General features: G+C 33.8%; 25 protein-coding genes and 1 pseudogene. 18 read left to right on the top strand and 8 right to left on the bottom strand.

Annotation, left to right across the window (positions count from 1 at the left end):
• Nucleotides 1-33 precede the first annotated feature (33 nt).
• The 4 genes and pseudogenes from GQ46_RS12460 to GQ46_RS18070 all read right to left on the bottom strand — a co-directional run bounded on the left by GQ46_RS12460 (nt 34) and on the right by GQ46_RS18070 (nt 1,708).
• The gene (locus GQ46_RS12460) at nt 34-510 is read right to left on the bottom strand and encodes a hypothetical protein (RefSeq protein WP_052503478.1); all 477 of its coding nucleotides are present in this window, start codon (nt 508-510) and stop codon (nt 34-36) included.
• A complete protein-coding gene (locus tag GQ46_RS12455) occupies nt 510-1,064 on the bottom strand; it encodes a Panacea domain-containing protein (protein ID WP_082041759.1) in 555 nt (184 codons plus the stop codon). The genes GQ46_RS12460 and GQ46_RS12455 overlap by 1 nt, the downstream gene beginning before the upstream one ends.
• 76 nt (nt 1,065-1,140) lie before the next feature.
• Nucleotides 1,141-1,510, bottom strand: a pseudogene (locus GQ46_RS18145) (transposase); the annotation flags it as partial.
• Between the two features lie 75 nt (nt 1,511-1,585).
• Nucleotides 1,586-1,708, bottom strand: a complete 123-nt coding sequence (locus tag GQ46_RS18070) for a hypothetical protein (protein WP_255350638.1) — start codon at nt 1,706-1,708, stop codon at nt 1,586-1,588.
• Nucleotides 1,709-2,142: 434 nt separating this feature from the next.
• Between GQ46_RS18070 and GQ46_RS12450 the strand changes: the two genes are divergently transcribed.
• From GQ46_RS12450 to GQ46_RS12435, 5 genes are all read left to right on the top strand, one after another.
• Entirely contained in the window at nt 2,143-2,349 is a 207-nt protein-coding gene (locus GQ46_RS12450; RefSeq protein WP_044402508.1) for a hypothetical protein, read from the top strand.
• Nucleotides 2,350-2,551: 202 nt separating this feature from the next.
• Nucleotides 2,552-3,115: a hypothetical protein gene (locus tag GQ46_RS12445; RefSeq protein ID WP_156133202.1), complete on the top strand. Its 564-nt coding sequence runs from the start codon at nt 2,552-2,554 to the stop codon at nt 3,113-3,115.
• Between the two features lie 702 nt (nt 3,116-3,817).
• Entirely contained in the window at nt 3,818-3,946 is a 129-nt protein-coding gene (locus tag GQ46_RS18065) for a hypothetical protein (protein ID WP_255350637.1), read from the top strand.
• Nucleotides 3,947-3,997: 51 nt separating this feature from the next.
• Entirely contained in the window at nt 3,998-4,174 is a 177-nt protein-coding gene (locus GQ46_RS17770) for a hypothetical protein (protein ID WP_156133200.1), read from the top strand.
• A gap of 77 nt (nt 4,175-4,251) precedes the next feature.
• Complete coding sequence (locus GQ46_RS12435) at nt 4,252-4,875, top strand: T9SS type A sorting domain-containing protein (protein ID WP_044402500.1); 624 nt, start codon at nt 4,252-4,254, stop codon at nt 4,873-4,875.
• Between the two features lie 116 nt (nt 4,876-4,991).
• On the opposite strand, the gene GQ46_RS12430 is transcribed toward GQ46_RS12435, so the two are convergent.
• The 3 genes from GQ46_RS12430 to trkA all read right to left on the bottom strand — a co-directional run bounded on the left by GQ46_RS12430 (nt 4,992) and on the right by trkA (nt 8,218).
• On the bottom strand, nt 4,992-5,213 hold the full coding sequence (locus GQ46_RS12430) for a hypothetical protein (protein WP_044402497.1): 222 nt from the start codon (nt 5,211-5,213) through the stop codon (nt 4,992-4,994).
• A 150-nt stretch (nt 5,214-5,363) separates the two neighbouring features.
• Nucleotides 5,364-6,869, bottom strand: coding sequence for a TrkH family potassium uptake protein (locus GQ46_RS12425; RefSeq protein WP_044405039.1), 1,506 nt, complete (start codon nt 6,867-6,869; stop codon nt 5,364-5,366).
• Complete coding sequence (trkA, locus tag GQ46_RS12420; protein ID WP_044402494.1) at nt 6,869-8,218, bottom strand: Trk system potassium transporter TrkA; 1,350 nt, start codon at nt 8,216-8,218, stop codon at nt 6,869-6,871. Before trkA ends, GQ46_RS12425 begins: the two co-directional genes overlap by 1 nt.
• 192 nt (nt 8,219-8,410) lie before the next feature.
• Between trkA and ubiE the strand changes: the two genes are divergently transcribed.
• Together ubiE and GQ46_RS12410 are read left to right on the top strand one after the other, a co-directional pair.
• Complete coding sequence (gene ubiE, locus GQ46_RS12415) at nt 8,411-9,139, top strand: bifunctional demethylmenaquinone methyltransferase/2-methoxy-6-polyprenyl-1,4-benzoquinol methylase UbiE (protein ID WP_044402491.1); 729 nt, start codon at nt 8,411-8,413, stop codon at nt 9,137-9,139.
• Between the two features lie 88 nt (nt 9,140-9,227).
• Complete coding sequence (locus GQ46_RS12410; RefSeq protein WP_044402488.1) at nt 9,228-9,944, top strand: porin family protein; 717 nt, start codon at nt 9,228-9,230, stop codon at nt 9,942-9,944.
• Nucleotides 9,945-10,141: 197 nt separating this feature from the next.
• On the opposite strand, the gene GQ46_RS12405 is transcribed toward GQ46_RS12410, so the two are convergent.
• The gene (locus GQ46_RS12405) at nt 10,142-10,861 is read right to left on the bottom strand and encodes an RNA methyltransferase (RefSeq protein ID WP_044402485.1); all 720 of its coding nucleotides are present in this window, start codon (nt 10,859-10,861) and stop codon (nt 10,142-10,144) included.
• A gap of 79 nt (nt 10,862-10,940) precedes the next feature.
• Here GQ46_RS12405 and GQ46_RS12400 point away from each other — a divergent pair, with 79 nt between their 5' ends.
• The 11 genes from GQ46_RS12400 to GQ46_RS12350 all read left to right on the top strand — a co-directional run bounded on the left by GQ46_RS12400 (nt 10,941) and on the right by GQ46_RS12350 (nt 24,379).
• Nucleotides 10,941-13,475 carry a BamA/TamA family outer membrane protein gene (locus tag GQ46_RS12400; RefSeq protein ID WP_044402482.1) on the top strand — a complete coding sequence of 845 codons (2,535 nt, stop codon included), beginning with the start codon at nt 10,941-10,943 and terminating at the stop codon, nt 13,473-13,475.
• 117 nt (nt 13,476-13,592) lie between these two features.
• Complete coding sequence (gene fbaA / locus GQ46_RS12395; RefSeq protein ID WP_044402480.1) at nt 13,593-14,660, top strand: class II fructose-bisphosphate aldolase; 1,068 nt, start codon at nt 13,593-13,595, stop codon at nt 14,658-14,660.
• A gap of 255 nt (nt 14,661-14,915) precedes the next feature.
• Entirely contained in the window at nt 14,916-15,773 is an 858-nt protein-coding gene (gene accD / locus GQ46_RS12390) for an acetyl-CoA carboxylase, carboxyltransferase subunit beta (protein WP_044402477.1), read from the top strand.
• Nucleotides 15,774-15,923: 150 nt separating this feature from the next.
• Nucleotides 15,924-16,193: a 30S ribosomal protein S15 gene (gene rpsO / locus GQ46_RS12385; protein ID WP_044402475.1), complete on the top strand. Its 270-nt coding sequence runs from the start codon at nt 15,924-15,926 to the stop codon at nt 16,191-16,193.
• A gap of 167 nt (nt 16,194-16,360) precedes the next feature.
• Nucleotides 16,361-18,613, top strand: coding sequence for a polyribonucleotide nucleotidyltransferase (locus tag GQ46_RS12380; protein ID WP_044402473.1), 2,253 nt, complete (start codon nt 16,361-16,363; stop codon nt 18,611-18,613).
• Nucleotides 18,614-19,211: 598 nt separating this feature from the next.
• Nucleotides 19,212-20,015, top strand: coding sequence for a pyrroline-5-carboxylate reductase (gene proC, locus GQ46_RS12375; RefSeq protein WP_044402470.1), 804 nt, complete (start codon nt 19,212-19,214; stop codon nt 20,013-20,015).
• Between the two features lie 2 nt (nt 20,016-20,017).
• Nucleotides 20,018-20,788 (top strand): glutamate 5-kinase, encoded by a 771-nt coding sequence (gene proB / locus GQ46_RS12370; RefSeq protein ID WP_044402467.1) that lies wholly within the window; start codon nt 20,018-20,020, stop codon nt 20,786-20,788.
• 12 nt (nt 20,789-20,800) lie between these two features.
• Nucleotides 20,801-22,000 (top strand): glutamate-5-semialdehyde dehydrogenase, encoded by a 1,200-nt coding sequence (locus GQ46_RS12365; RefSeq protein WP_044402464.1) that lies wholly within the window; start codon nt 20,801-20,803, stop codon nt 21,998-22,000.
• Nucleotides 22,001-22,313: 313 nt separating this feature from the next.
• Nucleotides 22,314-23,177, top strand: coding sequence for an RNA polymerase sigma factor RpoD/SigA (locus GQ46_RS12360; protein ID WP_044402461.1), 864 nt, complete (start codon nt 22,314-22,316; stop codon nt 23,175-23,177).
• A gap of 177 nt (nt 23,178-23,354) precedes the next feature.
• Nucleotides 23,355-23,774 (top strand): BLUF domain-containing protein, encoded by a 420-nt coding sequence (locus GQ46_RS17205; RefSeq protein WP_052503477.1) that lies wholly within the window; start codon nt 23,355-23,357, stop codon nt 23,772-23,774.
• A 194-nt stretch (nt 23,775-23,968) separates the two neighbouring features.
• Nucleotides 23,969-24,379, top strand: a complete 411-nt coding sequence (locus tag GQ46_RS12350; protein ID WP_044402457.1) for a BLUF domain-containing protein — start codon at nt 23,969-23,971, stop codon at nt 24,377-24,379.
• Nucleotides 24,380-24,411: the final 32 nt, after the last annotated feature.

Raw genomic sequence — 24,411 nt, 5'->3', positions numbered from 1 at the left:
TTTTCTTATGGTTATGGCTTTTGATTCGTTTTTTTATTCATCTTCAAATTTATAATCAAACAATCCGCATTTTCTCTTATACTTACCTTTAACTACTTCTGAATTTATGATAGTTCTTATAATAGTGTTTAGTTCTTTTTTCTCAACTTTACCAATAGCGGTGTGTGGATCCTTTTGTAGACTTTCTTCTATTGTCTGCTTCTCTATATTGTGTATTTCTGAACAGTCAACATAGGAATCGGTTAAAAGATATTCCTTTCCTTCACATTCTAAAGGTATTTGGTGCGATTGTAACTCTGAGTTATAATTTACATTTAGATTTAGTTCGGAATTAATTAATACAGAAGCTAACGTTATGTTGTCCTCATTAAAACCAATAACAATAAATCTTTTTATTTTTGGAGGGTTCGTAAAATCAACAAAAGCCCTTAAAACAGTACCAAGTACAATTCCCTCTGGTAGTAAAAGAGATTTTTTTTCTTTTTTTGAAAAATAATCTCCTAACCTCACTAAAACCTAATGTTTTTCAATTCGTCTTTGGAAGCAATATAGCTCAGCATGGATTCATCAGCACCTCCTGCTTTTGCAATTTCTAATTTATCCATATAATGGAATGCATTATCCCAAGCAGAATCGTGTGATTTATCGGTTAATTGTTTAAAGTTTAATTCAATATTATCTTCAAAAGATGCGTCTAAGCATTTCATTTCAGAATCCGATAACCATTCATTATCTGCTTCGTTTGTAGCTGTTACTTTATAACCACTAACTGATATTAATTTTGAAGCTTCAATTATTGACTCATCTAAAAAGGAATCTCCTTTACAACAATTAATGATATTAAAGGCGTTAGAAGGTACTGGTCCAAATTTCATAGCTACATAACTATCATCTGTAATTGGTTTTCCAAATAAAGATAAATGTTTTCTTTCAGCGAAATAAAGAATTTTGAACAACTGATGAGTATCTGTTGTTCTGTCGTCTATCTTATTAAGAATATATAAGAGACTATTTATAATAATTGCAATATTATCTTTCATATTAAAGGCTGTGCAAAGGTACATTATTCTGTTAAACTACAAAAATAATACCACTTAACTATGTAATTTAACACTTTAAGGTCAATTATTAGCAAGTCTCTTATAACTCATAACTCAATATACTTTCTACGTCCACTAAAAACTTATCAAAACGTTCATGTCTTGATAAATGACGAGTATTAAATCTCGTTGCATATTCATCTAAATAACGGCTTATATGTTTATCACTCACTTGGTGATATATTCCATATAATCCACGCTTTAAAACACTCCAATAGTTCTCAATAGTATTAATGTGTAATTTCCATCTACATAAATACTGAGTGCTTAACGTTATCATGTGTATACGTTTTATGCAGTTTACTATAGACTGTTGTTTCATCACTATAAATAGTTGACCCTTTAAGAACGTTCTTTTCAATAAATAAAACCATATTATCGGTATGAGCTCTGGGCACATGCTTTAAAACTACGTTTCCGTTTCGCTAGATAAGCCCTACGATTACTTTTTTATCTTTAAAGGGTTTACCATGGTTCATAATAGTTTAGTCCTTAGACGAACGCTTTTTGTTTAAAGACCTGTTCCCTTTTTTACCACCAACATAAGCTTCGTCAACTACTACCATATTGTTTTCGCCCAACATTTGTGATGTTTTGTCTTTCAGCATTTCTCTAATTCTATGTAATACAAACCATTCAGTTTTTTGAGTGACTACTAAAGCAATTGCTAATTGTACAGATGAAACACCTTTTTTGTGAGAAGTTTCTAACCAAATAGAAGCAAACCAGATTCTAAAAGGAATTTTAAAGTTTTCAAATATAGTCCCAACTTTTACAGATAATTTCTTATAACATTCGCTGTTAGCGCATTTATTACATCTATTAATTTTATATGTACGCTCACTACCACAACGAGGACAAACAACGTTACCATGCCAACGTGTTCGCTAACAGTAAGCTATACAAGTCTTTTCGTCCTTAAAATAGTCTAATAACTGTGGAGTGATTTAAAATTTATAATCTTATTATTAATTATAATACAATTATATCCGAATATATTGGTACATGCAAATAATTTCGAATATTTTTGTAGATTTGTATTATGACTACATATAAAGAAAGAAAAGAAAACCAATATAATTTCGTTTTAGTTAAAAACGATTTAGTATTAGGTACGTTTGGTAATCTAAGAAAGATTACAGAGTTCATAAATTATGATGGATTCCCTAGTTATTGGACATTAATAAGAAAGAAAAAATTTCCTATAAAAGCAGGAAATCACATGATATTTAAAGTTAAACACTACTGATTCAACTCAGTAAGACACAAAAGATATTAACATCTTGTTTTTTTAATAATTCATAATTAATCTAAATAATCGATTAAGTGCCTTAAAAAACAAATAAAAACCTCGAAATTATGCTTTTTAAATGATTTTAAATGCATTTGTACTACTTATTGTTAATAAGTCGGTTTTTTGTTTGTTTTTTATTTGTGTAAAACTCATTCATTTGATTACCTTTACAAATAATCTAGATTTAAATAAACAGATAATGCACACAACAAGAGCTCTTATATATGAATTAATTTCAGCAAAAGATAGCCTTATCGATCTAAGAAACATATTAAATAAGAAAATAACTAATATAATAGATGTTATTGAAGAACAGGGCTATGATGACAAAGGGAATAATATTGGGCATGCAAAAGAATTAAATGTTATTGATGTTGTAAGTGATACTGAAGTCTGGGCAAATTTCCCAAGACTTGCTAAGACTGATAAACAATTGCTTTGGTTATTTGAAAATTACTTTAAAAAAGGAGTTAAATTCTCAGAAATACAAAATGAATTTAACATGTTTGTAGGCAAAAAGCAAAGAGTAGACAATATTGCAAGAAGGCTAAAGAGAGAAGGAAAACTTGTAGTTGTTAAATACAATAACTCTAATAAGTTGAGTTATTGGGGATTGCCAAGCTGGATTAATGAGTTAAATAATGATTTTACACAAATAAACACACCAAGCAAAGAGAAGCTACCTCATGATATTTACGAAAAAAAAGTAGTAAGAAATTAAAAAAATAAGGAGATGCTTGAACATCTCCTTATTGCGGATTAGGATAGTCCTAATCTCTAAATTGTTTAACTTAATACCACGTCACATGGCCAAAGTTGTTAGAACAATTCGTGTAGTTCGTCGTCCTATTAGGATCACTACTACTCGTACGATTCGAGTTACAACGCGTATAATACGCAAGTAACTCTATTTTTTTAGTGGAGCTGAATAATAGTAAACTCCTCTATTTATTTTCAAGATTGTAATAATGGGAGGTTGAAGCCAGTCTCATTAGCTGAAAGAAGGTCTCATTAGCCTTGCTTAAGCCGAGTTTGATATACTCAATTCCATTATTTCAATTTTTATTACCAAACGTCGAAGTTCACACCTTCGGCGTTTTTTGCAATACAAATATACAATAAAAATTGATTTAACCAATAATTATTGCAAATATAATATATATGACTATATTTGATCATATATACTATATATGCATATTGGAAACAGCAACATAAGCAATCTATTTATTGTTATTCATCAAAATAAGGTTTTATTTATAAAGTCTTCTTTGGTTGATTTCGTTACTGAAATGAAAAAACACGAGCCTACTATAAAAAACAGAAATTACTTCACTAATTATTTTAGAGACTTCAACATTTACTATTACCAAAACCCAAAAACTGGTAAGCAATATACTTTTGAGAAAATAATAAACACTAAAGAATGAAAGATTTTAAAAGAGACAATCGCTTTTGGTGGGTAAACAACCCAGTAACTAAATGGATCATTAGGGTTTTTCTACTTATAGTCTTAGTCTCTGCTATTCTAAAATATTTTAATATTATTAATTAGGTTATTCTATTTCATTAACTTGTTGTTCATTACTTAAAAAAAATAAAACGTATGAGAACAATTGAGTTAACAGGTTCTAACGAACAAAAAATTACCTTTTTTATAGACAAGATTGAGTTTGTTTCTGATAGGATAGACGAAGGGGGTAACACAGTCATTCAAATATCATCAAAAACTATTCGTGTATTGGAAAGCTACAAAGATGTATTGTATTTAATTAATGCTTGATTGATTATCTAAATTTACCAAAATAAAGTTTAAAAGACTCGTTTACAGAGGCCAGTGTGAACTAGCTATTACAGGAATTGGCGGGCAATCCACAACCTATAAATGGCTCACAAAGTTCGAGTAGCGAATTTTTAAGTGGCCCAAACACCTTAAATGAGTGCCAAACTAGACAATATACCGCACCTTTCGTTCACAAAGTAAATGACTATGTATGGACCTTATCTGGTGATAATAGCGGGTATTGTGATTGGGAAATTGTTAGTGGCCAAGGGTCAAGAATTGTCACCATTAGATCTGGTGTTGGCTTTGGTATATTGACGTGCAGACCTCGAAATAGTTGTGGAAATGGCACAATGTTCTACAAGAATTTACATGGAAACGAAGTAACAGAGAGTAATTGTGGTCCACAATTAAGAATAAGTCCAAACCCTAATAAAGGAGAAACCATTTCAATTGCATTAAAGCTGCCTCCAAATGATCCTTGCAACCAGTTTAGAAGTGACACAGAGACTCTTGATTTTAGCAACTATATAGGTAAAAACCTATGGATTTATAACTTTTATGGCAATTTAATATATGAGAGTCTGGAAACCTCAAAAGAGACTCATATAAGAAGTCTTAATCTAACTGCTGGAATGTACGTGATAAAAAGATTAGACGCCTATGGCAAGCTGCATATTGGTAAATTAATAATAGAATAGATAAAAGAAATTAATAAAAATCCACTACCCTAATAGTTAGTGGATTTTCCATGTTTCCAATTAAACGGTTTTAGTCTTACTGTAGCAATCCTTTTCAAACAAAAGAGAAATAAGCTCTAATTGAATGCAATAATAAACGCTACTATAAACAACGTAACTTTTAAAGCGGTTTCAATACTGCTAGAGGTTTGAAATTGATTACTTCTTATGCGCTGTTTTAAGCTAAACAGAGAATTGCTTTTTAAATCTTTTAAATTTTGTTTTACAATGGCCTTGTAATTAGAATTTAAAAGGCCTGAGTACGATTTGTGATCTTGATTTGTGATGATTGATTCCATAATGATTGATTTTGTGGTTATACAAATACAACGATTCAAATCGAATTTTGTAACAACACGCTAACAAGCCAAAGCACTAAAAACCAACACAAAAGCGCTCAAACCTCAAGCGAAATCTATAAAAATATAAAGCTAAAAATAATTGAAAAATTATCGATTACGCCAAAAGAAAGGGGTGAATAAAATTAAAACCGTGAACAATTCTAAACGTCCAATAAGCATTAAAAAAGCAGACCACCACTTACCAACATCTGGTAAGGCATCATAGTTATTTACCGGTCCGAAATCTCCTAAAGCTGGCCCAACATTTCCTAGACTGGAAGCCGATAAACCAATGGCAGATACAAAATCAATTTGCATCATTGAAAACCCTAGAGTACCAATAATAAATGTTAAAAGATAGAGGATAAAAAATCCTAAAATATTAAATACAATCTCTCCTGAAACCGACCGTCTATTATAGCGCACGGGTAAAATAGCACTGGGGTGTAATGTGCGCTTAAATTCTAAAAACCCATTTTTAATGGTAATCAGGTGTCGCATTATTTTAATACCTCCAGAGGTACTTCCTGCAGAACCTCCTAAAAACATCATCCCAAAGAAAAATAGCGTTAAAAACGGCGTCCACAGGGTATAATCTGCACTTACAAATCCTGTAGTAGTCACAATAGTCAACACTTGAAATAAAGCATGCCTAAAAGCACTTTCACCCTCTCCCAACACCATTGGATGCTCAATAGATGAGAGGCTTGGATCTGCATTAAAATAAATGATAAGTGCGGCGATTATAGTAAACCCAGCAATAAATTTAAAATACAGTCTAAACTCTTCATCCTGAAATACTTTTTGTACTTTTCCTTTAAAAGCAAAGTAACTTAATACAAAGTTGGTTCCCGCTAAAAACATAAAAACCATAATGATGTATTGAATCATTGGCGCATCATTCCAAAACGCAACACTTGAATTTTTGGTTGAAAACCCTCCTGTTGACAAGGTGGTCATCGAATGATTTATAGCATCAAAAAAGGACATCCCTGCTACTTTAAGTAAAATCGTTTCAGCAGCGGTATAAGCAAAATAAATTAACCATAAACGCTTGGCGGTATCTGTAATACGGGGATGTAATTTATCTGCACTTGGGCCAGGGGCCTCTGCCGCAAATAACTGCATCCCACCAATGCCTAACAAGGGTAAAATGGCTACTGCCAGTACAATAATACCCATTCCACCAATCCAATGTGTTAAACTTCTCCAGAACAAGATCCCTTCTGGCATGATTTCAATATCATTCAAAATAGTAGCGCCAGTAGTGGTAAAACCAGACATGGTTTCAAAAAAAGCGTCTGTAAAACTAGGTATAGATTCCGTTAAAAGGTAAGGTAAGGTTCCAGACAAAGCCATAACTATCCAACCAAAAGAAACAACAATATAACCTTCGCGCTTATTCATTTCCTTTTCATGATCTTTGGTAGCATACATTGCAAAACCGCCGATAAGCACCGTAACAAGCCCTGATAAAAATAAATTTAGCGTAACCCCATCGTTATACGTTAAGCTTACTAAAGTAGCAAGCAACATAAAACCGCCATTAAACAGGAATAATAGCCCAAAAAAATGGAAAATAATTTTAAAATTGAGTTTTAATCTTTTACGCATTATAGGAAAAGTTTCTCTACTTCTTTTATAGATCTGGGTAAACAACAAACAACAATATAATCGCCTTCTTCGATTTTAAAACCACCTAATGCAATTAAGCCTGCGCCATCTCTAATGACACCTCCAATAATTGCAGAACGTGGAAACTGAATGTCTTTTATCTGCTTATTACAAATTTTAGAATCAGATTTGACTCTAAATTCTAATAATTCGGCATGTATGTTGTTCAATTTGGTCATAGCGACCACTTCACCTTTTCTAATGTATCTAAAAATATTATTTGCAGCTAGTAGTTTCTTATTCACTAAAGTATCAATACCTATAGACTGTGATAGCTCAAAATAATCCATATTTTCAACTAAAGCGATAGTTTTCTTTACGCCTTTAGACTTCGCAACAAGACAGGACATAATATTGGTTTCAGAATTTCCTGTTACCGCTATAAAAGCATCCATATCCTTTATATTTTCTTCTTCCAGAAGCTCCACATTCCTACCATCTCCATTAATAATCAACACATTAGATAAGCGATCTGCTAAATCCATCGCTTCCTCTCTGTTTTTCTCAATGAGTTTGACATTAAAATGTTTTGCACTTAAATCTCTAGCCGTTTTATAACCAATTTTACTACCACCAAGAATCATAACATCTTTGATAGCGGTATTTGCTCTACCAGTCATTTTACACAATTCCTGACCACCGCCTTCACTAGTAATAAAGACCACAGTATCGCCTTCTTTAAACTGTGTATCGCCCCTAGGTATAATAGTATATTGGGTACCAAAACGCTGCACTGCAATAGGCACAAAATGAATTTCACTAAACAGTTCCGCTGCTTCCTTTACTGTTCTACCAACAAAGGATGCCGTTCTAGACAAATTTAAACTTACCATGGTTAAAGCGCCTTCTTCAAACTCATAACTTTCATTAAAAGCAGACTGACTTAACAATAATTGAATTTCAGATGCCGCTAAAGACTCTGGCGAAATCAGTTCATCTATACCAAAGCGTGTAAAACCTACTTCATCTTTATGTGTAATAAACTCTGTGTTCGAAATTCTTGCTATCGTACGCTTGGCACCAAGTTGTTTTGCCAAGACACATACCGTAATATTTGTAGTTTCTGAAGCAGTAACACCTATAACCAAATCACTCTGTTCTACCCTAGCCTCTTTTAAAATAGCAATAGACGTGGCATCTCCCTTTATAACCCTAATATCTAAATGAGTGTCTGCATACGAAAGGCTCTCGCGATTCGTATCAATAAGTGTAATTTCCTGTGATTCGTACGACAGTAATTTAGCCAAATGAAATCCAACTTCACCAGCTCCAGCAATAATAATTTTCATTCTTTATTTTTCTGAAAAGTGATACAAAGATAACCAAAAAGATAACCAATTTATAATTTAAATACATTGAAAATGTTACACATTATATGCTTTTGACTTGTACATATATAAATTTTGAATTAATAATATCCCATCTTCAACTCCTATTAGTGTAAATTAAAGAAATCGCCTTAAATTTGTAAAAAAAATATTTTGGCAAAAGTAAAACCTTACAAAGACAGCGACCTTGGTAAAAAAGAACAGGTAACACAAATGTTCGATACGATTTCTGGTGATTATGATGGTTTAAATCGTGTTATTTCATTTGGTATTGATATCAAATGGAGAAAAAAAGTAGTGGCTATAGTAAAAGAAGCACAACCAAAAACGATTCTTGATATTGCGACCGGTACTGGTGATCTCGCTATTAATTTAGCTGAAACCAATGCCGAAAAAATAGTAGGTCTAGACATTAGTCGTGGAATGCTTGACATTGGAAAAGAAAAAATAAAGAAAAAAAACCTTTCTGCTAAAATAGAAATGATTTTAGGTGATAGCGAAAACATGCCTTTTGATGAGAATAGCTTTGATGCTATTACCGTCGCTTTTGGTGTGCGAAATTTTGAAACACTAGAAAATGGCTTAAAAGAAATCCTTCGCGTTCTCAAACCTGGCGGCACTTTTGTTATTCTAGAAACATCAATGCCAGATAAAACACCTTACAAACAAGGCTATAATTTTTACACTAAAAACATACTACCGCTAATAGGAAGAATCTTTTCTAAAGACAAAACAGCCTATAAATATTTGTGTGAATCTGCCTCACAATTTCCATATGGAGAAGCGTTGAACAATATTTTACGTAATATTGGGTTTATAAATGTTAAAGATTTGCCACAAACTTTTGGCGTGGCTACCATTTATAAAGCATCAAAACAATAAAATGACGCAAGCATTGCAAAAACGTATTAATTCTTTTAATATTAATAGCAAACTGCATGTGACCGTTTTAAGAAATATGTATTAGCACATGAAAAATATATTTGCCCTAATAACTTTACTATTTGTAGTATCTACAAGTTCTGCACAGCTATTTACTAAGAAAAAAGTGCAAAACAACCCAAATATGGATAAACAAATCCTGAGTTGGGGCTACTACTTTGGTGTAAATAATTTAGACTACAAAATAGATTACAAGACTAATGCCGAAGAGATTCAAACAGAAAAAACATTTGGTTTTAATGTGGGTTTAGTTGGTGATCTTCGCGTTAACGATTATATTAATTTAAGATTGGAACCAGGTTTAGTTATTGCTGGGAGAAATTTAATGTATCCTGAGAGCTACTTTGACGGTATCGATGATACTAACAAATCTGATTTCATACGAGAGGTTAAATCAACCTATGTTTACTTTCCCTTACTAGTGCGTTTTTCAACGCAAAGAATTAATAACTTTAAGCCGTTTATCACTTTTGGTGTCGCGACTTCCATCAATTTATCAAGTAACGAGAAAAACCCTGAAGACAACAGCGGAGGTGAATTCAGAACCACAACAAGTACGCAGTTTTTCGATATTGGTTTTGGTATTGATTTCTATTTATACTGGTTCAAATTCACACCATCCATAAGAGGTGTTTTTGCCATTAATGATGAGTTGGTACGTGATGTGGATCCTAACAGTCCATGGACCGGAAATATAAATTCCATGAAGACACGTGGTGTTTTTATAAACCTAACGTTTAGGTAGCCTTCAGGATTTCGTTTCCAGTTGCAGTTGCTCTTACCCACCTAAGCAAATAGGACAAAAAAGGTATTCCGTCTCAGATTTCAGCAAGAGTTCTTATAAAAAGGCCTATTGTTAAAGTTCCTTTACGTTTTAAGAAATGACGAATTCAGCTTTTTTTTACTGAAATAAAAGAAGGGTTACATAAAAACCTTGTGGCATTACCCCCTCTTAAATTCACTCAACAAAATAGCAGTGGCCGTAGCAACATTCAAACTTTCTGTAGCTTGTACGTCGCCAAACCGAGGAATTGCAATGCGTTGTGTGATTCGTTTTTCTATTGCTTCAGAAATTCCATTGGCTTCATTTCCCATAACGAGAATCCCTTTTTTAGGCAAGACACTTGTATAAACATTCTCGCCATCCATATAGGCACCAAATACTGGCACGTTGGTTTCCTTTAAAAATGTTTCTAAATCGGTATAAGTTACATTCACTCGCGTTATAGAGCCCATTGTAGCTTGTATTACTTTGGAATTATAACATTCTACCGTAGCTTCACTACACACCAATTCTTTAACACCAAACCAATCGCATAACCTAATAATCGTCCCCAAGTTTCCAGGATCTCTCACCGCATCTAAAGCGACAATAAGTCCCGTGTTTAAGATGGGCTTCGGTTCTGGAATTTTAAAAACCGCAAGCACTGTGTTTGGTGCTTTTAAACTACTAATTTTTTTTAGCTCAGCTTCAGAAATAATGGTTTGCTTTTCGGCATAACTATTGAAGCTATTGGTAGAGAATACATGATGAAGTTCTAAAGAAGACTCTAAAAGTTCGTTAACCGTTTTTAAACCTTCGGCTATAAAAAGACCTTCTTGTACTCTATATTTTTTTTGCTTTAATCGCGTTATAAATTTTATTTGGCTTTTTGATAGCATTTAAAAAATGTATTTTTGAATCCGATGTCATTTAAATTATAAACAACTTTAAAAATTAACCTTTTTAATCTTCAGCTATTTGAAACAGCAGTCTTCAAAAATACTATTATTAATTGTAATTATTGTTTTTTTTAGCTCTTGTAATTCGGTAAAAAGAGTAGCAGAAAACGAATATTTACTTACTAAAAACTCACTTACTGTAAATAATGAAAATGAAGACAGTGAAACGATTACTAACTTAATTTATCAGAAACCAAACAGCACTTTACCCCTTATTGGTACACCTTTAAGGTTGCATATCTATAATTTAGCAAGACCCAATATTGATTCTATTTTAAAAGCAAGGGCTAAAAGAAATCCAAAACGCCACAAACGCTGGGAGCATTTTTTATCTAAAAAACAACAAAATAAATATTATAAGTCACGATTGAGCTTTAATGATTGGATAAAGGAAACTGGTGAAGCTCCCGTTATTATTAATGATACACTCTCCAAAAAATCTATTAAACGTTTAAAAGATTACTATTTTAATTATGGCTGGTTTGATGTTAAAGCAGACTATGAAACCATAAGAGACAGCAACCAAAGAGGTCGCGTGGACTATAAGGTAACTACTGGAAAACCGTACATTATAGATTCAATATCTACAAGAATTTCAACACCCATAATAGATTCATTATACAAACTATCAGAAGACCAATCTTTAATAAAACTTAACAAACAGTATAAATCTATAGATGCCGTTAATGAGCGAGAGCGCATTAACGACTTCATGCTAAATTCAGGCGTGTACCATTTTTCTCAAGATCATATTTATCTAGAGTATGACACGATTGGTAAGACGAAAAAAGTAAAACTAGAAATTCAAATAAGCGATAGACAGATACGTTTTGAAGACACCACCTTAACCGAACCCTTTAAAATCTATAAGGTAAAGGATGTTAATATTTTTACAGATTCTGGTTATGAAAATCGAAATAAAGCCATTTCAGACTCTACAACTTATAACGGTATAAACATTTACAGTAAAGACCCATTACGTTACAGCCCAAAAACCTTAACTGATGTGGTTTTCATGAAACCTAACACCCTTTTTAAAGACAAACACAAGCCTCAAACATCACGTCGTATTAGCAATTTACGCACCTTTAAATACCCAAAAATTGATTATATTGAGAATGAGGCAGACACGACATTAACCACTAATATTTACCTCACGCCTTTAAAACGATTCTCTCTAGGTTTCAGTGCAGAAGCCTCCCAAAGTAACATTCAACGTATTGGGTTTGCATTAAATCCCAGCTTACTAATGCGTAATGTTTTTAAAGGAGCAGAAACACTAGAATTATCGGGTATTACTTCTATTGGCGCTTCAAAAGATGGCGCCAATGACCGCGATCAGTTTTTTGATATTAATGAAATTGGTGCCGACTTAAAATTAACCATCCCAAGACTATTCTCACCTTTTAATACAGAAAAAATTATTCCCTCGTATATGTTTCCCAGTACGAGAATTAGCCTTGCAGCAACAAGTCAAACTAACGTAGGTTTAGACAAACAAACCTTTACAGGTGTCTATAATTACAAATGGTTTCCTAATGACAAAGTCACCAATCGTTTAGACGTATTTAATATTCAGTTTGTACAAAATTTAAATACTGCCAATTATTTTAAAACCTATCAAGCTTCTTTTAATGCTTTAAATACTATTGCAATAAATTCTGGATATATAGATGAAAACCAAGCACTAAGCATTCCTAGTGGGGCAAATGCATTTATAGCAGAAGCTACTAGCGGAAGTTTAGGCGCTGCGATTTCCTCAAATGATTTACGAGCAATAAATGCTATAGAAGAAAGAAAGGATAGGTTAACTGAAGACAACCTTATTTTATCTTCAAGTTTTAATTATGTAAGAGATAGAAGAGATAATTTATTTGATAACGATTTTTCTATTTTAAGATTAAGACTAGAATTAGCAGGTAATGTACTGTCTACAGCTTCTGATATTTTTGGGTTACAAAAAAACACAAATAATAAATATGAAGTATTTAATGTCGCTTTTTCACAATATGTAAAAACGGAGTTAGACTATGTAAAATATTGGAATTTAGGAAATAAAAATGTTGTTGCAGTACGGTCTTATTTTGGTATTGCAATACCGTACGGTAATTCAACAAGTATTCCGTTTTTAAAAAGTTTTTTTGGTGGTGGCGCTAATGATATTAGGGCTTGGTCAGCCTACAATTTAGGCCCAGGTAGCTCGCAATCAACCAATGAGTTTAATGAAGCCAATATGAAAATCACATTAAGTGCTGAAAATCGTTTTAATGTTTTTGGTGCATTAAATGGCGCTGTTTTTATTGATGCTGGAAACATTTGGAATGTGTTAGATGAAATCAATGACGATGCCGCCACTTTTAATTCATTCTCCTCATTAAAAGATATAGCAATTGGCTCTGGTTTTGGACTGCGTTATGACTTTAATTTCTTTATCCTCAGAGGTGATATCGGTTTTAAAACCTATGACCCCTCGTACAGTTTGGGCAACCGCTGGTTTAATGACTATAACTTTAACAACGCGGTTTATAACATAGGAATTAACTATCCTTTTTAGATCTGAAATCTAAAAAAGCACTACAACGATTTCGGTGTTTTATCCATACTTTTCTTAGCCAATACTCAAAAATTGATTACTTTTGATATTCAATTCTTCAACTAAAAACATATTAAAATGGCACACCAAATAAAACCAGGAGTAGCAACAGGAAAAGAAGTACAAGCGATCTTTAAGTTAGCAAAAGAAAAAGGCTTTGCCCTACCAGCAGTTAACGTGATTGGATCTAATTCTATTAATGGGGTCTTAGAAACCGCAAAAGCGTTAAATGCGCCTGTAATTATCCAGTTTTCTAATGGCGGTGCAGTTTTTAATGCCGGAAAAAGTTTGAGCAATGAAAATCAAAAAGCGGCCATTGCAGGCAGTATAGCTGGTGCGAAACATGTACACTTAATGGCTGAAGCGTATGGTGTTCCTGTGATATTACACACAGACCATTGTGCTAAAGCGTTATTACCCTGGATAGATGGTTTACTAGAGGCCAGTGAGCAGCATTTTAAAGAAACAGGAAAGTCGCTTTACAGCTCTCACATGATTGATTTAAGTGAAGAGCCTCTTGAAGAAAACATAGAAATTTGTAAATCATATCTTAAGCGTATGAGCAAAATGGGGATGACTTTAGAGATCGAATTAGGTATTACTGGAGGTGAAGAAGATGGTGTTGACAATAGTGATGTAGACGAATCAAAACTTTACACACAGCCAGAAGAAGTGGCCTATGCCTACGAAGAATTAAGTAAAATAAGTGACCAGTTTACCATAGCAGCAGCTTTTGGGAATGTTCATGGGGTTTACAAACCTGGAAATGTAAAATTGACTCCGAAAATTTTAAAGAATTCTCAAGAATACATCACAAAAAAATATAATGTCCCGCACAATCATATTGATTTTGTTTTTCACGGTGGCTCTGGTTCAACCGAAGCCGAAATACAAGAAGCTATTGGCTATGGTGTGATTAAAATGAACATTGATACAGACATGCAATATGCCTTTACGAGCGGTGTACGAGATTATATGGGAGAAAAAGCAGACTATCTAAAATCTCAAATAGGAAGTCCTGATGGGCCAGAATCTCCAAATAAAAAGCATTATGATCCAAGAGTTTGGTTACGTAAAGGAGAAACTACTTTTGTTGAGCGACTTAAAAAAGCATTTGAAGATTTAAATAATGTTAACACGCTTTAAGCGTAACAGTCTTTAAATTAAGCAACTCTTATAATTTATAATCCCATTGTAACATCGTTTAGAATGGGATTCGTTTTTTTAAATCATCCTTGAAAAGAGATAGCCCCAACAAATTTTGAGTTTGAGTAATAAAAACAGTAATTTTGTACGCTTTATTAAAGCAAAAACAGAACTAATTAATAGCAACGATTGAGGCTTAGACCACTAATCTTCAATCAGATCTCCCAAAACTTTGGGATAAAATATAGAATCAATATGGCTTGGTTTAAAAGAAAAGAAAAAGGTATTACCACTTCTACAGAAGAAAAAAAGGACATCCCTAAAGGTCTTTGGTACAAATCTCCTACCGGAAAAATAGTAGACTCTAAAGAACTTGAAAAAAACTTCTATGTGAGTCCTGAAGATGATTACCATGTAAGAATTGGTAGTAAAGAATACTTCGAAATATTATTTGACGATAATGAATTTGAAGAATTAGACGCTAAATTAACGTCTAAAGATCCTTTAAAATTTGAGGATACAAAAAAATACCCAGACCGATTAAAAGCCGCACAAGACAAAACAAATTTAGTAGATGCTGTGCGTTGTGCTGTTGGTAAGTCTAAAGGAAAAGAACTCGTTATAGCCGCAATGGATTTTGCGTTTATTGGTGGTTCAATGGGTAGTGTTGTGGGTGAAAAAATTGCTCGTGCCGCAGATTACGCCTTAAAAAACAAGCTACCATTTATGATTATTTCAAAATCTGGTGGTGCACGAATGATGGAAGCGGCTTTATCTTTAATGCAACTGGCAAAAACCTCGGTTAAACTGGCACAATTAGCAGAAGCGAAATTACCATACATTTCGTTATGTACAGATCCAACCACTGGCGGAACAACAGCCTCTTTTGCGATGTTAGGCGATATTAATATTGCAGAACCAGGTGCTTTAATTGGATTTGCAGGACCAAGAATTGTTAGAGATACCACAGGAAAAGAATTACCAGACGGATTTCAAACTTCTGAGTTTTTATTAGAACATGGTTTCTTAGATTTTATTACCCATAGAAAAGCACTTAAAAATAAGGTGAATTTATATATCGATTTGATTACCAATCAACCCTTGAGAGCCTAATTATAAAAGGCTATTATGGGACTTTTTGTACCAATATAAAGCAATACGCATTTTGAAATAAAAATATTTGAAAATCAATTAAAAAGCGTATATTTGCCGCTTGAAAGATAAGCTTTCATATACATAACAATCATTTACAACAATATTAGAATGTATCTAACAAAAGAAGAAAAAGCAAAACTTTTTGCTAAACACGGTAAAGCTAAAAACGATACTGGTTCTGCAGAAGGACAAATTGCATTATTCACTCACAGAATTAAGCACTTAACAGAACACTTAAAAACCAATCGTAAAGATTATAATACAGAGCGTTCTTTAGTCATGTTAGTAGGTAAAAGAAGAAGCCTACTAGATTACTTAACTAAGAAAGATGTCTTAAGATATCGTGCAATAGTAAAGGAATTAGGATTAAGAAAATAATCTCAATAAAAAGACCACGCCTTCCAGCGTGGTTTTTTGGTATATAACAACTCGCTTTGGAAGAGTCTAAACTCCAAAATTGAAGAAGCTAATTATAGTTTTTCATTGGTCACAACTACTACTACACAACACAACTACCAATGTTTAATTAGTATTAAAACTTATTTATGATTCCAAAAGTTTTTAGAGAGGTCATTGACCTAGGTGATGGAAGAGAAATTTCTATCGAAACCGGAAAATTAGCAAAACAGGCACATGGTTCTGTTGTTGTACAGTCAGGAAAATGTATGTTATTATGTACAGTGGTTTCCAATTACGAACAAAAAGATCTTAATTTCCTACCCTTAACGGTAGACTACAGAGAGAAATTTGCAGCTGCAGGTCGTTATCCAGGTGGTTTCTTCAAGAGAGAAGCGAGACCAAGTGATGGCGAAGTACTAACCATGCGTTTAGTGGATCGTGTATTACGTCCATTATTCCCAAAAGATTATCATTCTGAAACACAGGTGATGATTCAATTAATGTCTCATGATGACGATGTTATGCCAGATGCAATGGCAGGTTTAGCCGCTTCGGCAGCTATTCAATTATCAGATTTCCCTTTTGAATGCCCAATTTCTGAAGCTAGAGTTGGTCGTGTTAATGGCGAGTTCATTATTAACCCAACACGTGCGCAATTATTAGAATCCGATTTAGATATGATGATTGGTGCTTCTGCAGATTCAGTAATGATGGTAGAAGGTGAAATGGATGAAATTTCTGAAGAAGAAATGGCAGACGCTATTAAATTTGCTCATGAAGCCATTAAAATACAATGTGCTGCACAGGTAAGATTAGCTGAAGCCTTTGGAAAAAAAGAGGTTCGTGAATATGAAGGTGAAAAAGAAGATGAAGCTTTAGAAAAGAAGGTGCATGATATGGCTTACGATAAAGTGTATGCTATTGCAAAAGCAGGCTCTGCTAAACACGAAAGAAGTGCTGCCTTCCAACAAATAAAAGAAGATATTAAAGCCACGTTTTCTGAAGAAGAATTAGAAGATTATGGCGGTTTAGTCTCTGATTATTATCGTAAAGCTGAAAAAGCGGCTATTCGTGATTTAACCTTAAATGAAGGGTTGCGTTTAGACGGTCGTAAGACAGACGAAATTAGACCCATTTGGTGTGAGGTAGATTACTTACCATCAACACATGGTTCTTCTATTTTTACACGTGGAGAAACACAAGCTTTAGCAACGGTAACTTTAGGAACCTCAAGAGATGCAAATCAATTAGATATGCCATCGTTTGAAGGTGAAGAGCGTTTCTATTTGCATTATAACTTCCCTCCTTTTTGTACTGGAGAGGCAAGACCAATTCGTGGAACCTCTCGTAGAGAAGTAGGTCACGGTAACTTAGCACAACGTGCTTTAAAAGGTATGATTCCTGCAGATTGCCCTTACACAGTAAGAGTTGTTTCTGAAGTGTTAGAATCTAACGGTTCGTCTTCTATGGCAACAGTTTGTTCTGGAACTATGGCGCTAATGGATGCTGGTGTGCAAATGATTAAGCCTGTTTCTGGTATTGCAATGGGATTAATTTCTGATGCAGCTTCAGGAAAATACGCTGTATTATCTGATATCTTAGGTGATGAAGATCATTTAGGAGATATGGACTTTAAAGTAACAGGTACTGCTGATGGTATTACCGCTTGCCAAATGGATATTAAAGTAAAAGGATTAAGCTACGAGATTTTAGTGAATGCACTAAAACAAGCGCGTGCAGGTCGTTTACATATATTAGAGAAGTTGGTTGAAACGATTGCTAAACCAAATGCAGAAGTTAAAGAGCATGCTCCTACAATGGTAACAAGACGTGTGCCTAACGAATTTATTGGCGCATTAATTGGCCCTGGTGGAAAAGTGATTCAGGAAATGCAAAAAGAAACGGATACGACTATCGTTATTAACGAAGATCCAGTAACCGAAGAAGGCATTGTTGAAATATTAGGTGTTGGAAAGAAAGGTATTGATGCTGTTATGGCAAAAATCGATGCTATTTTATTTAAGCCAACAGTTGGTAGCGTATATGAAGTGAAAGTAATTAAAATGTTAGATTTTGGTGCTGTTGTAGAATATTTAGATGCACCAGGAAACGAAGTGTTATTACACGTTAGTGAATTAGCATGGGAACGCACAGAAAACGTTAGTGACGTTGTAAATATGGGTGACGTTTTTGATGTGAAGTATTTTGGTCTGGATCCAAGAACTCGTAAAGAAAAAGTCTCTCGTAAAGCTATTTTACCAAAACCAGAAGGTTATGTTGCGAGACCACCAAGAGAAAGTAACGATCGTGGTGGACGCGACAATAAAGGGAGAGATAATCGCGGACGTGATAATCGTCGTGACGATAGAAAACCAAGAGAAGATAAAAAAGAAGAGTAATTCTTTTCGTTCTTAATATGTTTAAAAGCCCATCAACTATTTGATGGGCTTTTTTGTATTAAATTAATGCCAGATCCAGACCGCATCAATACTTTCTTAAAATCGTAACTTCCAAAAATCAAAGGAACTCCAATGATCCTTAACTATCTAACATTGTAATCTACTATTTCCATCATTTATTTTCGTATCTTAATCCTCTAACCATAACACAGGCTTTTCAATTGCGTTTACAATCTTAAATTATATGCGCAGCCCTGTTTTAGGATTTAAAGGTTATTTAACATAGAATACTTGAATTTACAATTTGCCAACATCTTTAATTTGAGCAAAAAAGAAAATATTAAACAAGTACTATCATAGCCTTCTTTATTTTTTACTAGCTCTAATACCGCCAATTTGTCATAAAACACAGAGACATATTCTCATGGAGAATTAAAGAATATATGGCTAAGACCCCTCATTTTTTCATAAATCATGAACAAAGTGACGTAAAATTATCAAATTGATGATTTTTAGAAAAAAACAAATAATCACCTCCTTCTGCATAATACTTGCACTAAAGAGGGTATAATAATATTAAAATCAACACCTTAATTAAATGAGAGTATTAGTAATTGGAGCAGGAAATATGGGTTTAACGTATGCTGAAGGTATGGCACAATCACCATTATTGAGCAAACACAATTTAAGAATTTATGATACCGATCCAAAAAAAATAAAAAAACTAAGCAAGTTGCCGTATTTCAATGTTTTTGATAACTTAGAAGACTGCCTACCAAAGGCCGATATTGTTTTCTTAGCGGTAAAACCTTACCACTGTGAAGCCTTATTTGAAACGATGAAACCAATGACTAATGACCACCAAATTTTCGTGTCATTAATGGCTGGTGTTACGTTAGATACCATTAAAGAACAGTTAGACAAGAAAAAAGTCATTAGAACCATGCCTAATTTACCTGCTAAAGTAGGTAAAGGGGTGACATCATATACAGAATCTAAAGCCGTTTCTAAAATAGAACTTATCATGGTTCGTAATCTTTTAGACACAACCGGGACTTCAATTCATGTAGAAAATGAAAATTTTATTGATGCTTCTACAGGAATTTCTGGAAGTGGTCCTGCCTATGTGTTCTATTTTATGCAATCGATGCTAGAGGCCGCAAAAAAAATGGGCTTTTCGGAGCACGACTCCAAAGTCCTAGTCAGCAGCACTTTCGAAGGCGCAATAGAACTATTCAACCAATCAGATATTTCACCAAAAACATGGATAGAACGGGTGGCTTCAAAAGGCGGAACAACGCAAGCAGCAATTGATTCTATGGATGATAATAATGTAAAACAGCTTATTGAAGATGCCGCTTATGCCGCTTTTGATAGAGCTATTGAATTGGGTAAAAAATAAATATGGACATTAAAAGAGTTGTAGTAAAGGTAGGTACAAATGTGCTAACGAATAAGGACAATCGTATTGTGGGTCCTGTACTAAAGGAATTAGTGAGGCAAATTGCAGAACTGTATGAGCGTGACATTATGGTGATTTTGGTGTCTTCAGGGTCTGCTATCGCTGGTAAAGAAGTTTTAGGCGATACAAGTATCACCGATAAATCTATAAGAAGACAAGTCTATTCTGCAGTTGGACAGCCAAGAATGATGCGGCATTATTATAGTTTATTTCACGACTATGGTATGCGATGTGCCCAAGTTTTGGCTACGAAAAGAGATTTTGATATGGGAAAGCATCGTGAAAATATGATTAACTGTTACGAAGGCTTATTATCTGAAGGTGTTATTCCTATTGCTAATGAAGACGATGCGGTTTCTTTAACCATGTCAATGTTCTCTGATAATGATGAACTTGCCAGTTTAGTTGCTGAGTTATTAGATGTAGATCGGTTGATTATATTATCTGATACCGATGGTCTTTACACAGGACACCCGGACGATGACGACTCAGTGAAATTAAATGAGGTTAAAGGCGATCAGAATGTAGAAAAATACGTTCAGGCCTCAGAAAAACAAGAAGGTGAAGGTCGCGGTGGAATGGCTTCGAAATTAAAAATAGCAAAAGGTACTGCCAAAAAAGACATCCCAACCTACATAGCCAATGGGAAACGTAAAAATGTTATAGTCGATATCATTGACAACAAACCAATAGGAACAAAATTTATTAATTAAAAACACAAAAACATGAAACTTTTAAGTTCAGATATAAAGAATAAGGTATTGAGTACCATGATGAAAATTCTGGATAGAGAACGAGATACTATTATTAAAGAGAACCAATTAGATTTAAAGGCTTTTGACAAAGAAGATCAAGCGCTATATGACAGATTGGTAGTCAATGAGGCTAAGGTAAATGGCATGATACAGGCCATTAAGGAAGTGCAAGCACAGGACGATCCCGTAGGACAAGAAATCTCAAACATTACCTTAGATAGCGGTCTAAACATTATCAATAAGACGGCTCCTTTTGGCACCATCATGATTATTTATGAATCACGGCCTGATGTCACGATTGAAGCAGCTGTAGTTGCCTTTAAAGCCAATAACAAGATATTATTAAAAGGAGGTAAGGAAGCTATAAACTCTAACTTGATTTTAGAGAAATGCTGGCATGAAGCACTTTTAGAAAACGGGCTGTCTAGAGATTGGATTAAGTTATTGCACTTAAAAAGAGAAGAAACCCAGGAATTCCTAAAAAATCCAACTGAAAAGTTAGATTTAATTGTGCCCCGAGGTGGCGAACGCCTTATAAAATTCGTGAAAGACAATGCATCTTGTGCTGTATTAATTAGCGGTCGTGGTAACAATTTTTTATATGTCGCTGAAGATGCCGACTGGAAAAAAACAGTAAAAGTCATCGTAAATGCTAAAACAGATAAAATTTCAGGATGTAATGCACTAGACAAAGTTTTGGTTGATAAAAACATCCCTGATTACGAAGCTAAAATCAAGGAGCTACAAACCATCTTGGAAAAATTAGAGGTCGACATATTAGTTGATGAGTCGCTGTCTAAAGTATTACCAGAGAAAACGAAGACCACCGATGAAAACGTTTGGCATGAAGAGTTTTTGGCTATGAAAATTTTACTTGGTGAGGTAGGAGATATAACACAAGCTATTGATATAATCAACAAGTACTCCGGCGGACATTCCTCAACAATCATGACTGAAGATAAAAACAATGCTACTTTATTTATGGAGCAGGTAGATAATGCGGCAGTATATCACAACGCCTCTACACGATTTACAGATGGTGGCCAAATGGGCGTTGGCGCAGAATTAGCCATAAGCACCGACAAGTTGCACCATAGAGGTCCATTAGGATTAAAACAATTGGTAACCAACAAATATTATGTGTTTGGTGATGGCCATATTAGAGAATAAACACAATCAAAAGCATCTTCAGATTACATTTGAAGATGCTTTTGTTTTAATATAGCAACCGTGATTCTCATTATAAATTAGAGAACTAAGGCATATAGTGAGGCTTTATCAAGAGTCGTAGTGCCACTTTCTTATTTAAATTTTTTGTAGTAAATACCTAAAAACCTGTGTTTTGCGTTCTAAAAGTGGTATCTTTTATGTTTTTTGCAAAAAAATATTCTTTTTGTTGTAACAAAATGTAACCTATTTACGTATAACTACTGATAGCAAATTATTCACTCCCGAAGTTCGGGATAAAAATCACACTTTTTAAATGAGACAACTTAAAATTACCAAGCAGGTTACCAACCGTGAGACCGCATCATTAGATAAATATCTACAGGAAATTGGAAAAGTTGACTTAATTACCGCAGACGAAGAAGTAGAATTAGCACAACGTATCAAGGCTGGCGATCAGTTAGCACTTGAGAAATTAACGAAGGCTAATTTACGTTTCGTAGTATCGGTAGCTAAGCAATACCAAAATCAAGGATTGACCCTACCCGATTTAATTAACGAAGGTAACTTAGGTTTAATTAAAGCTGCACAACGTTTTGATGAAACACGTGGTTTTAAATTTATCTCATATGCTGTATGGTGGATTCGTCAATCGATTTTACAAGCGTTAGCTGAGCAATCTCGTATTGTACGTTTACCGCTTAACAAAATTGGTTCTATCAACAAAATAAATAAAACCTTTGCTTTCTTAGAACAAGCACATGAGCGTCCGCCAAGTGCTGAAGAAATTGCAAAAGAATTAGATATGACTATTAACGACGTCAAGGAATCTATGAAGAATTCTGGACGTCACGTGAGTATGGATGCGCCTTTAGTTGAAGGTGAAGATTCTAACCTTTACGATGTATTAAATTCTGGTGAGTCACCAAATCCAGATCGTGAGTTATTACACGAATCTTTACGTACCGAAATAGAGCGTGCTTTAGAGACCTTAACCCCTCGTGAAGCAGATGTTATTCGTTTGTATTTTGGCTTAGGAAATCAGCACCCAATGACCTTAGAAGAAATAGGGGAAACGTTCGACTTAACCCGTGAGCGTGTAAGACAAATTAAAGAAAAGGCGATTCGTAGATTAAAACATACCTCTCGCAGTAAAATATTAAAAACATACTTAGGCTAAAACCTAAGTTACAGTAACAAACAGTTTATCATAACTGTTCGTTTTTTGATTGATGAAGAACCCGCGGCTGATTACCGCGGGTTCACTCATTTAAAACCTATTGTAAATCCTTTTTAGAAAAAAATTACTACCTTTATGTAGCTATTACTACTAATATCTGTTGTTAAATCATTTATAATGTTAAAGGCAATCTGTTATATTAGTACTATAAAAAGTAAAACATCCCAAGAGGATTTAGATAATTTATCTTATTTCGTATCCTCTAAAAACAACGAACTTGATATAACAGGCATTCTTATCATACAACAGGGGCATTTTTTTCAAATCATGGAGGGCGTTCAAACTAAAGTTGAAACCATATTTGATAAAATAAAAAAAGATTCACGTCATAGCGGCTTAATAAAGCTACTTGAAACCAAAATAGATTATCGCATATTTGAAGATTATGAAAGTGGAAATTTTTCTGTTATCAAAGATTTTTCAAATCTGAAAAAGTTACGCATTTACTTTAATTGGATTAAAGAAGCTAACATTTTAGAAGTTGACGAATTAATAACACTCACCAATACGTTCCTTAATTATAACCAGAGACTTTAAAAAGAAATCCAACTCAAATCCTCCCTTCTCATTTACAATTACATGCTAATATAATAGTTCGTATTTTATCAATTGTTAATCCCCAAGCAGTAGCATATGCTCAGCTATTAATGCTATTGCGTCTAATCTTACTCGCTAAAATCTGTAGTTTTAAATAATTAGTTATATTTGATGTAACCTTCAATTAATCAACTATGTATAAAACTGTTTGCTATCTCAGCACACCAAGCAGAAACCTGTCCATTTTAGACTACGAGAACCTATTCTTCACCACCAAACAGAATAATGACCGACTAAATATTTTTGGTGCCTTAATTAAAACCCAAGACGTTTTTTTTCAAATTATTGAAGGAGAAACACCAATTATTGATGCGCTTTATAATAAAATAAAAACGGACTCAAGACATAATCATGTTATTGAAATGCTCAATCAGCCCATTGAAAGCCCTACATTTTCCAATTTTGGTGCTGGCTACGCGATAATTAATAATGAAGACGCCATAAGAGCATTATACAATTATATCAACACCTTAGAAAGCAAAAACACAAAAAGCGATTCTCTTTTTCGTAATATTATTTCAAAACTAATAAATGTTGACGCTTAAAAATGTTAGTTTTGCAGAAACAACACAAACTA

Source organism: Lacinutrix sp. Hel_I_90 (assembly GCF_000934685.1).
Classification (GTDB): domain Bacteria; phylum Bacteroidota; class Bacteroidia; order Flavobacteriales; family Flavobacteriaceae; genus Lacinutrix.
This window is presented reverse-complemented; position numbering and strand designations above follow the sequence as displayed.

Excerpts from the sequence above, each read along its gene's own strand:
- accD (WP_044402477.1), top strand. The coding sequence starts at position 14,916 with ATGGCTTGGTTTAAAAGAAAAGAAAAAGGTATTACCACTTCTACAGAA.
- GQ46_RS18065 (WP_255350637.1), top strand. The coding sequence starts at position 3,818 with ATGAAAGATTTTAAAAGAGACAATCGCTTTTGGTGGGTAAACAACCCA.
- GQ46_RS12410 (WP_044402488.1), top strand. The coding sequence starts at position 9,228 with ATGAAAAATATATTTGCCCTAATAACTTTACTATTTGTAGTATCTACA.
- rpsO (WP_044402475.1), top strand. The coding sequence starts at position 15,924 with ATGTATCTAACAAAAGAAGAAAAAGCAAAACTTTTTGCTAAACACGGT.
- proC (WP_044402470.1), top strand. The coding sequence starts at position 19,212 with ATGAGAGTATTAGTAATTGGAGCAGGAAATATGGGTTTAACGTATGCT.
- GQ46_RS12350 (WP_044402457.1), top strand. The coding sequence starts at position 23,969 with ATGTATAAAACTGTTTGCTATCTCAGCACACCAAGCAGAAACCTGTCC.
- GQ46_RS12425 (WP_044405039.1), bottom strand. The coding sequence starts at position 6,869 with ATGCGTAAAAGATTAAAACTCAATTTTAAAATTATTTTCCATTTTTTT.
- GQ46_RS12405 (WP_044402485.1), bottom strand. The coding sequence starts at position 10,861 with ATGCTATCAAAAAGCCAAATAAAATTTATAACGCGATTAAAGCAAAAA.
- proB (WP_044402467.1), top strand. The coding sequence starts at position 20,018 with ATGGACATTAAAAGAGTTGTAGTAAAGGTAGGTACAAATGTGCTAACG.
- GQ46_RS12360 (WP_044402461.1), top strand. The coding sequence starts at position 22,314 with ATGAGACAACTTAAAATTACCAAGCAGGTTACCAACCGTGAGACCGCA.
- GQ46_RS18070 (WP_255350638.1), bottom strand. The coding sequence starts at position 1,708 with ATGCTGAAAGACAAAACATCACAAATGTTGGGCGAAAACAATATGGTA.
- GQ46_RS17205 (WP_052503477.1), top strand. The coding sequence starts at position 23,355 with ATGTTAAAGGCAATCTGTTATATTAGTACTATAAAAAGTAAAACATCC.
- fbaA (WP_044402480.1), top strand. The coding sequence starts at position 13,593 with ATGGCACACCAAATAAAACCAGGAGTAGCAACAGGAAAAGAAGTACAA.
- trkA (WP_044402494.1), bottom strand. The coding sequence starts at position 8,218 with ATGAAAATTATTATTGCTGGAGCTGGTGAAGTTGGATTTCATTTGGCT.
- GQ46_RS17770 (WP_156133200.1), top strand. The coding sequence starts at position 3,998 with ATGAGAACAATTGAGTTAACAGGTTCTAACGAACAAAAAATTACCTTT.
- GQ46_RS12380 (WP_044402473.1), top strand. The coding sequence starts at position 16,361 with ATGATTCCAAAAGTTTTTAGAGAGGTCATTGACCTAGGTGATGGAAGA.
- GQ46_RS12450 (WP_044402508.1), top strand. The coding sequence starts at position 2,143 with ATGACTACATATAAAGAAAGAAAAGAAAACCAATATAATTTCGTTTTA.
- GQ46_RS12430 (WP_044402497.1), bottom strand. The coding sequence starts at position 5,213 with ATGGAATCAATCATCACAAATCAAGATCACAAATCGTACTCAGGCCTT.
- GQ46_RS12455 (WP_082041759.1), bottom strand. The coding sequence starts at position 1,064 with ATGTACCTTTGCACAGCCTTTAATATGAAAGATAATATTGCAATTATT.
- GQ46_RS12365 (WP_044402464.1), top strand. The coding sequence starts at position 20,801 with ATGAAACTTTTAAGTTCAGATATAAAGAATAAGGTATTGAGTACCATG.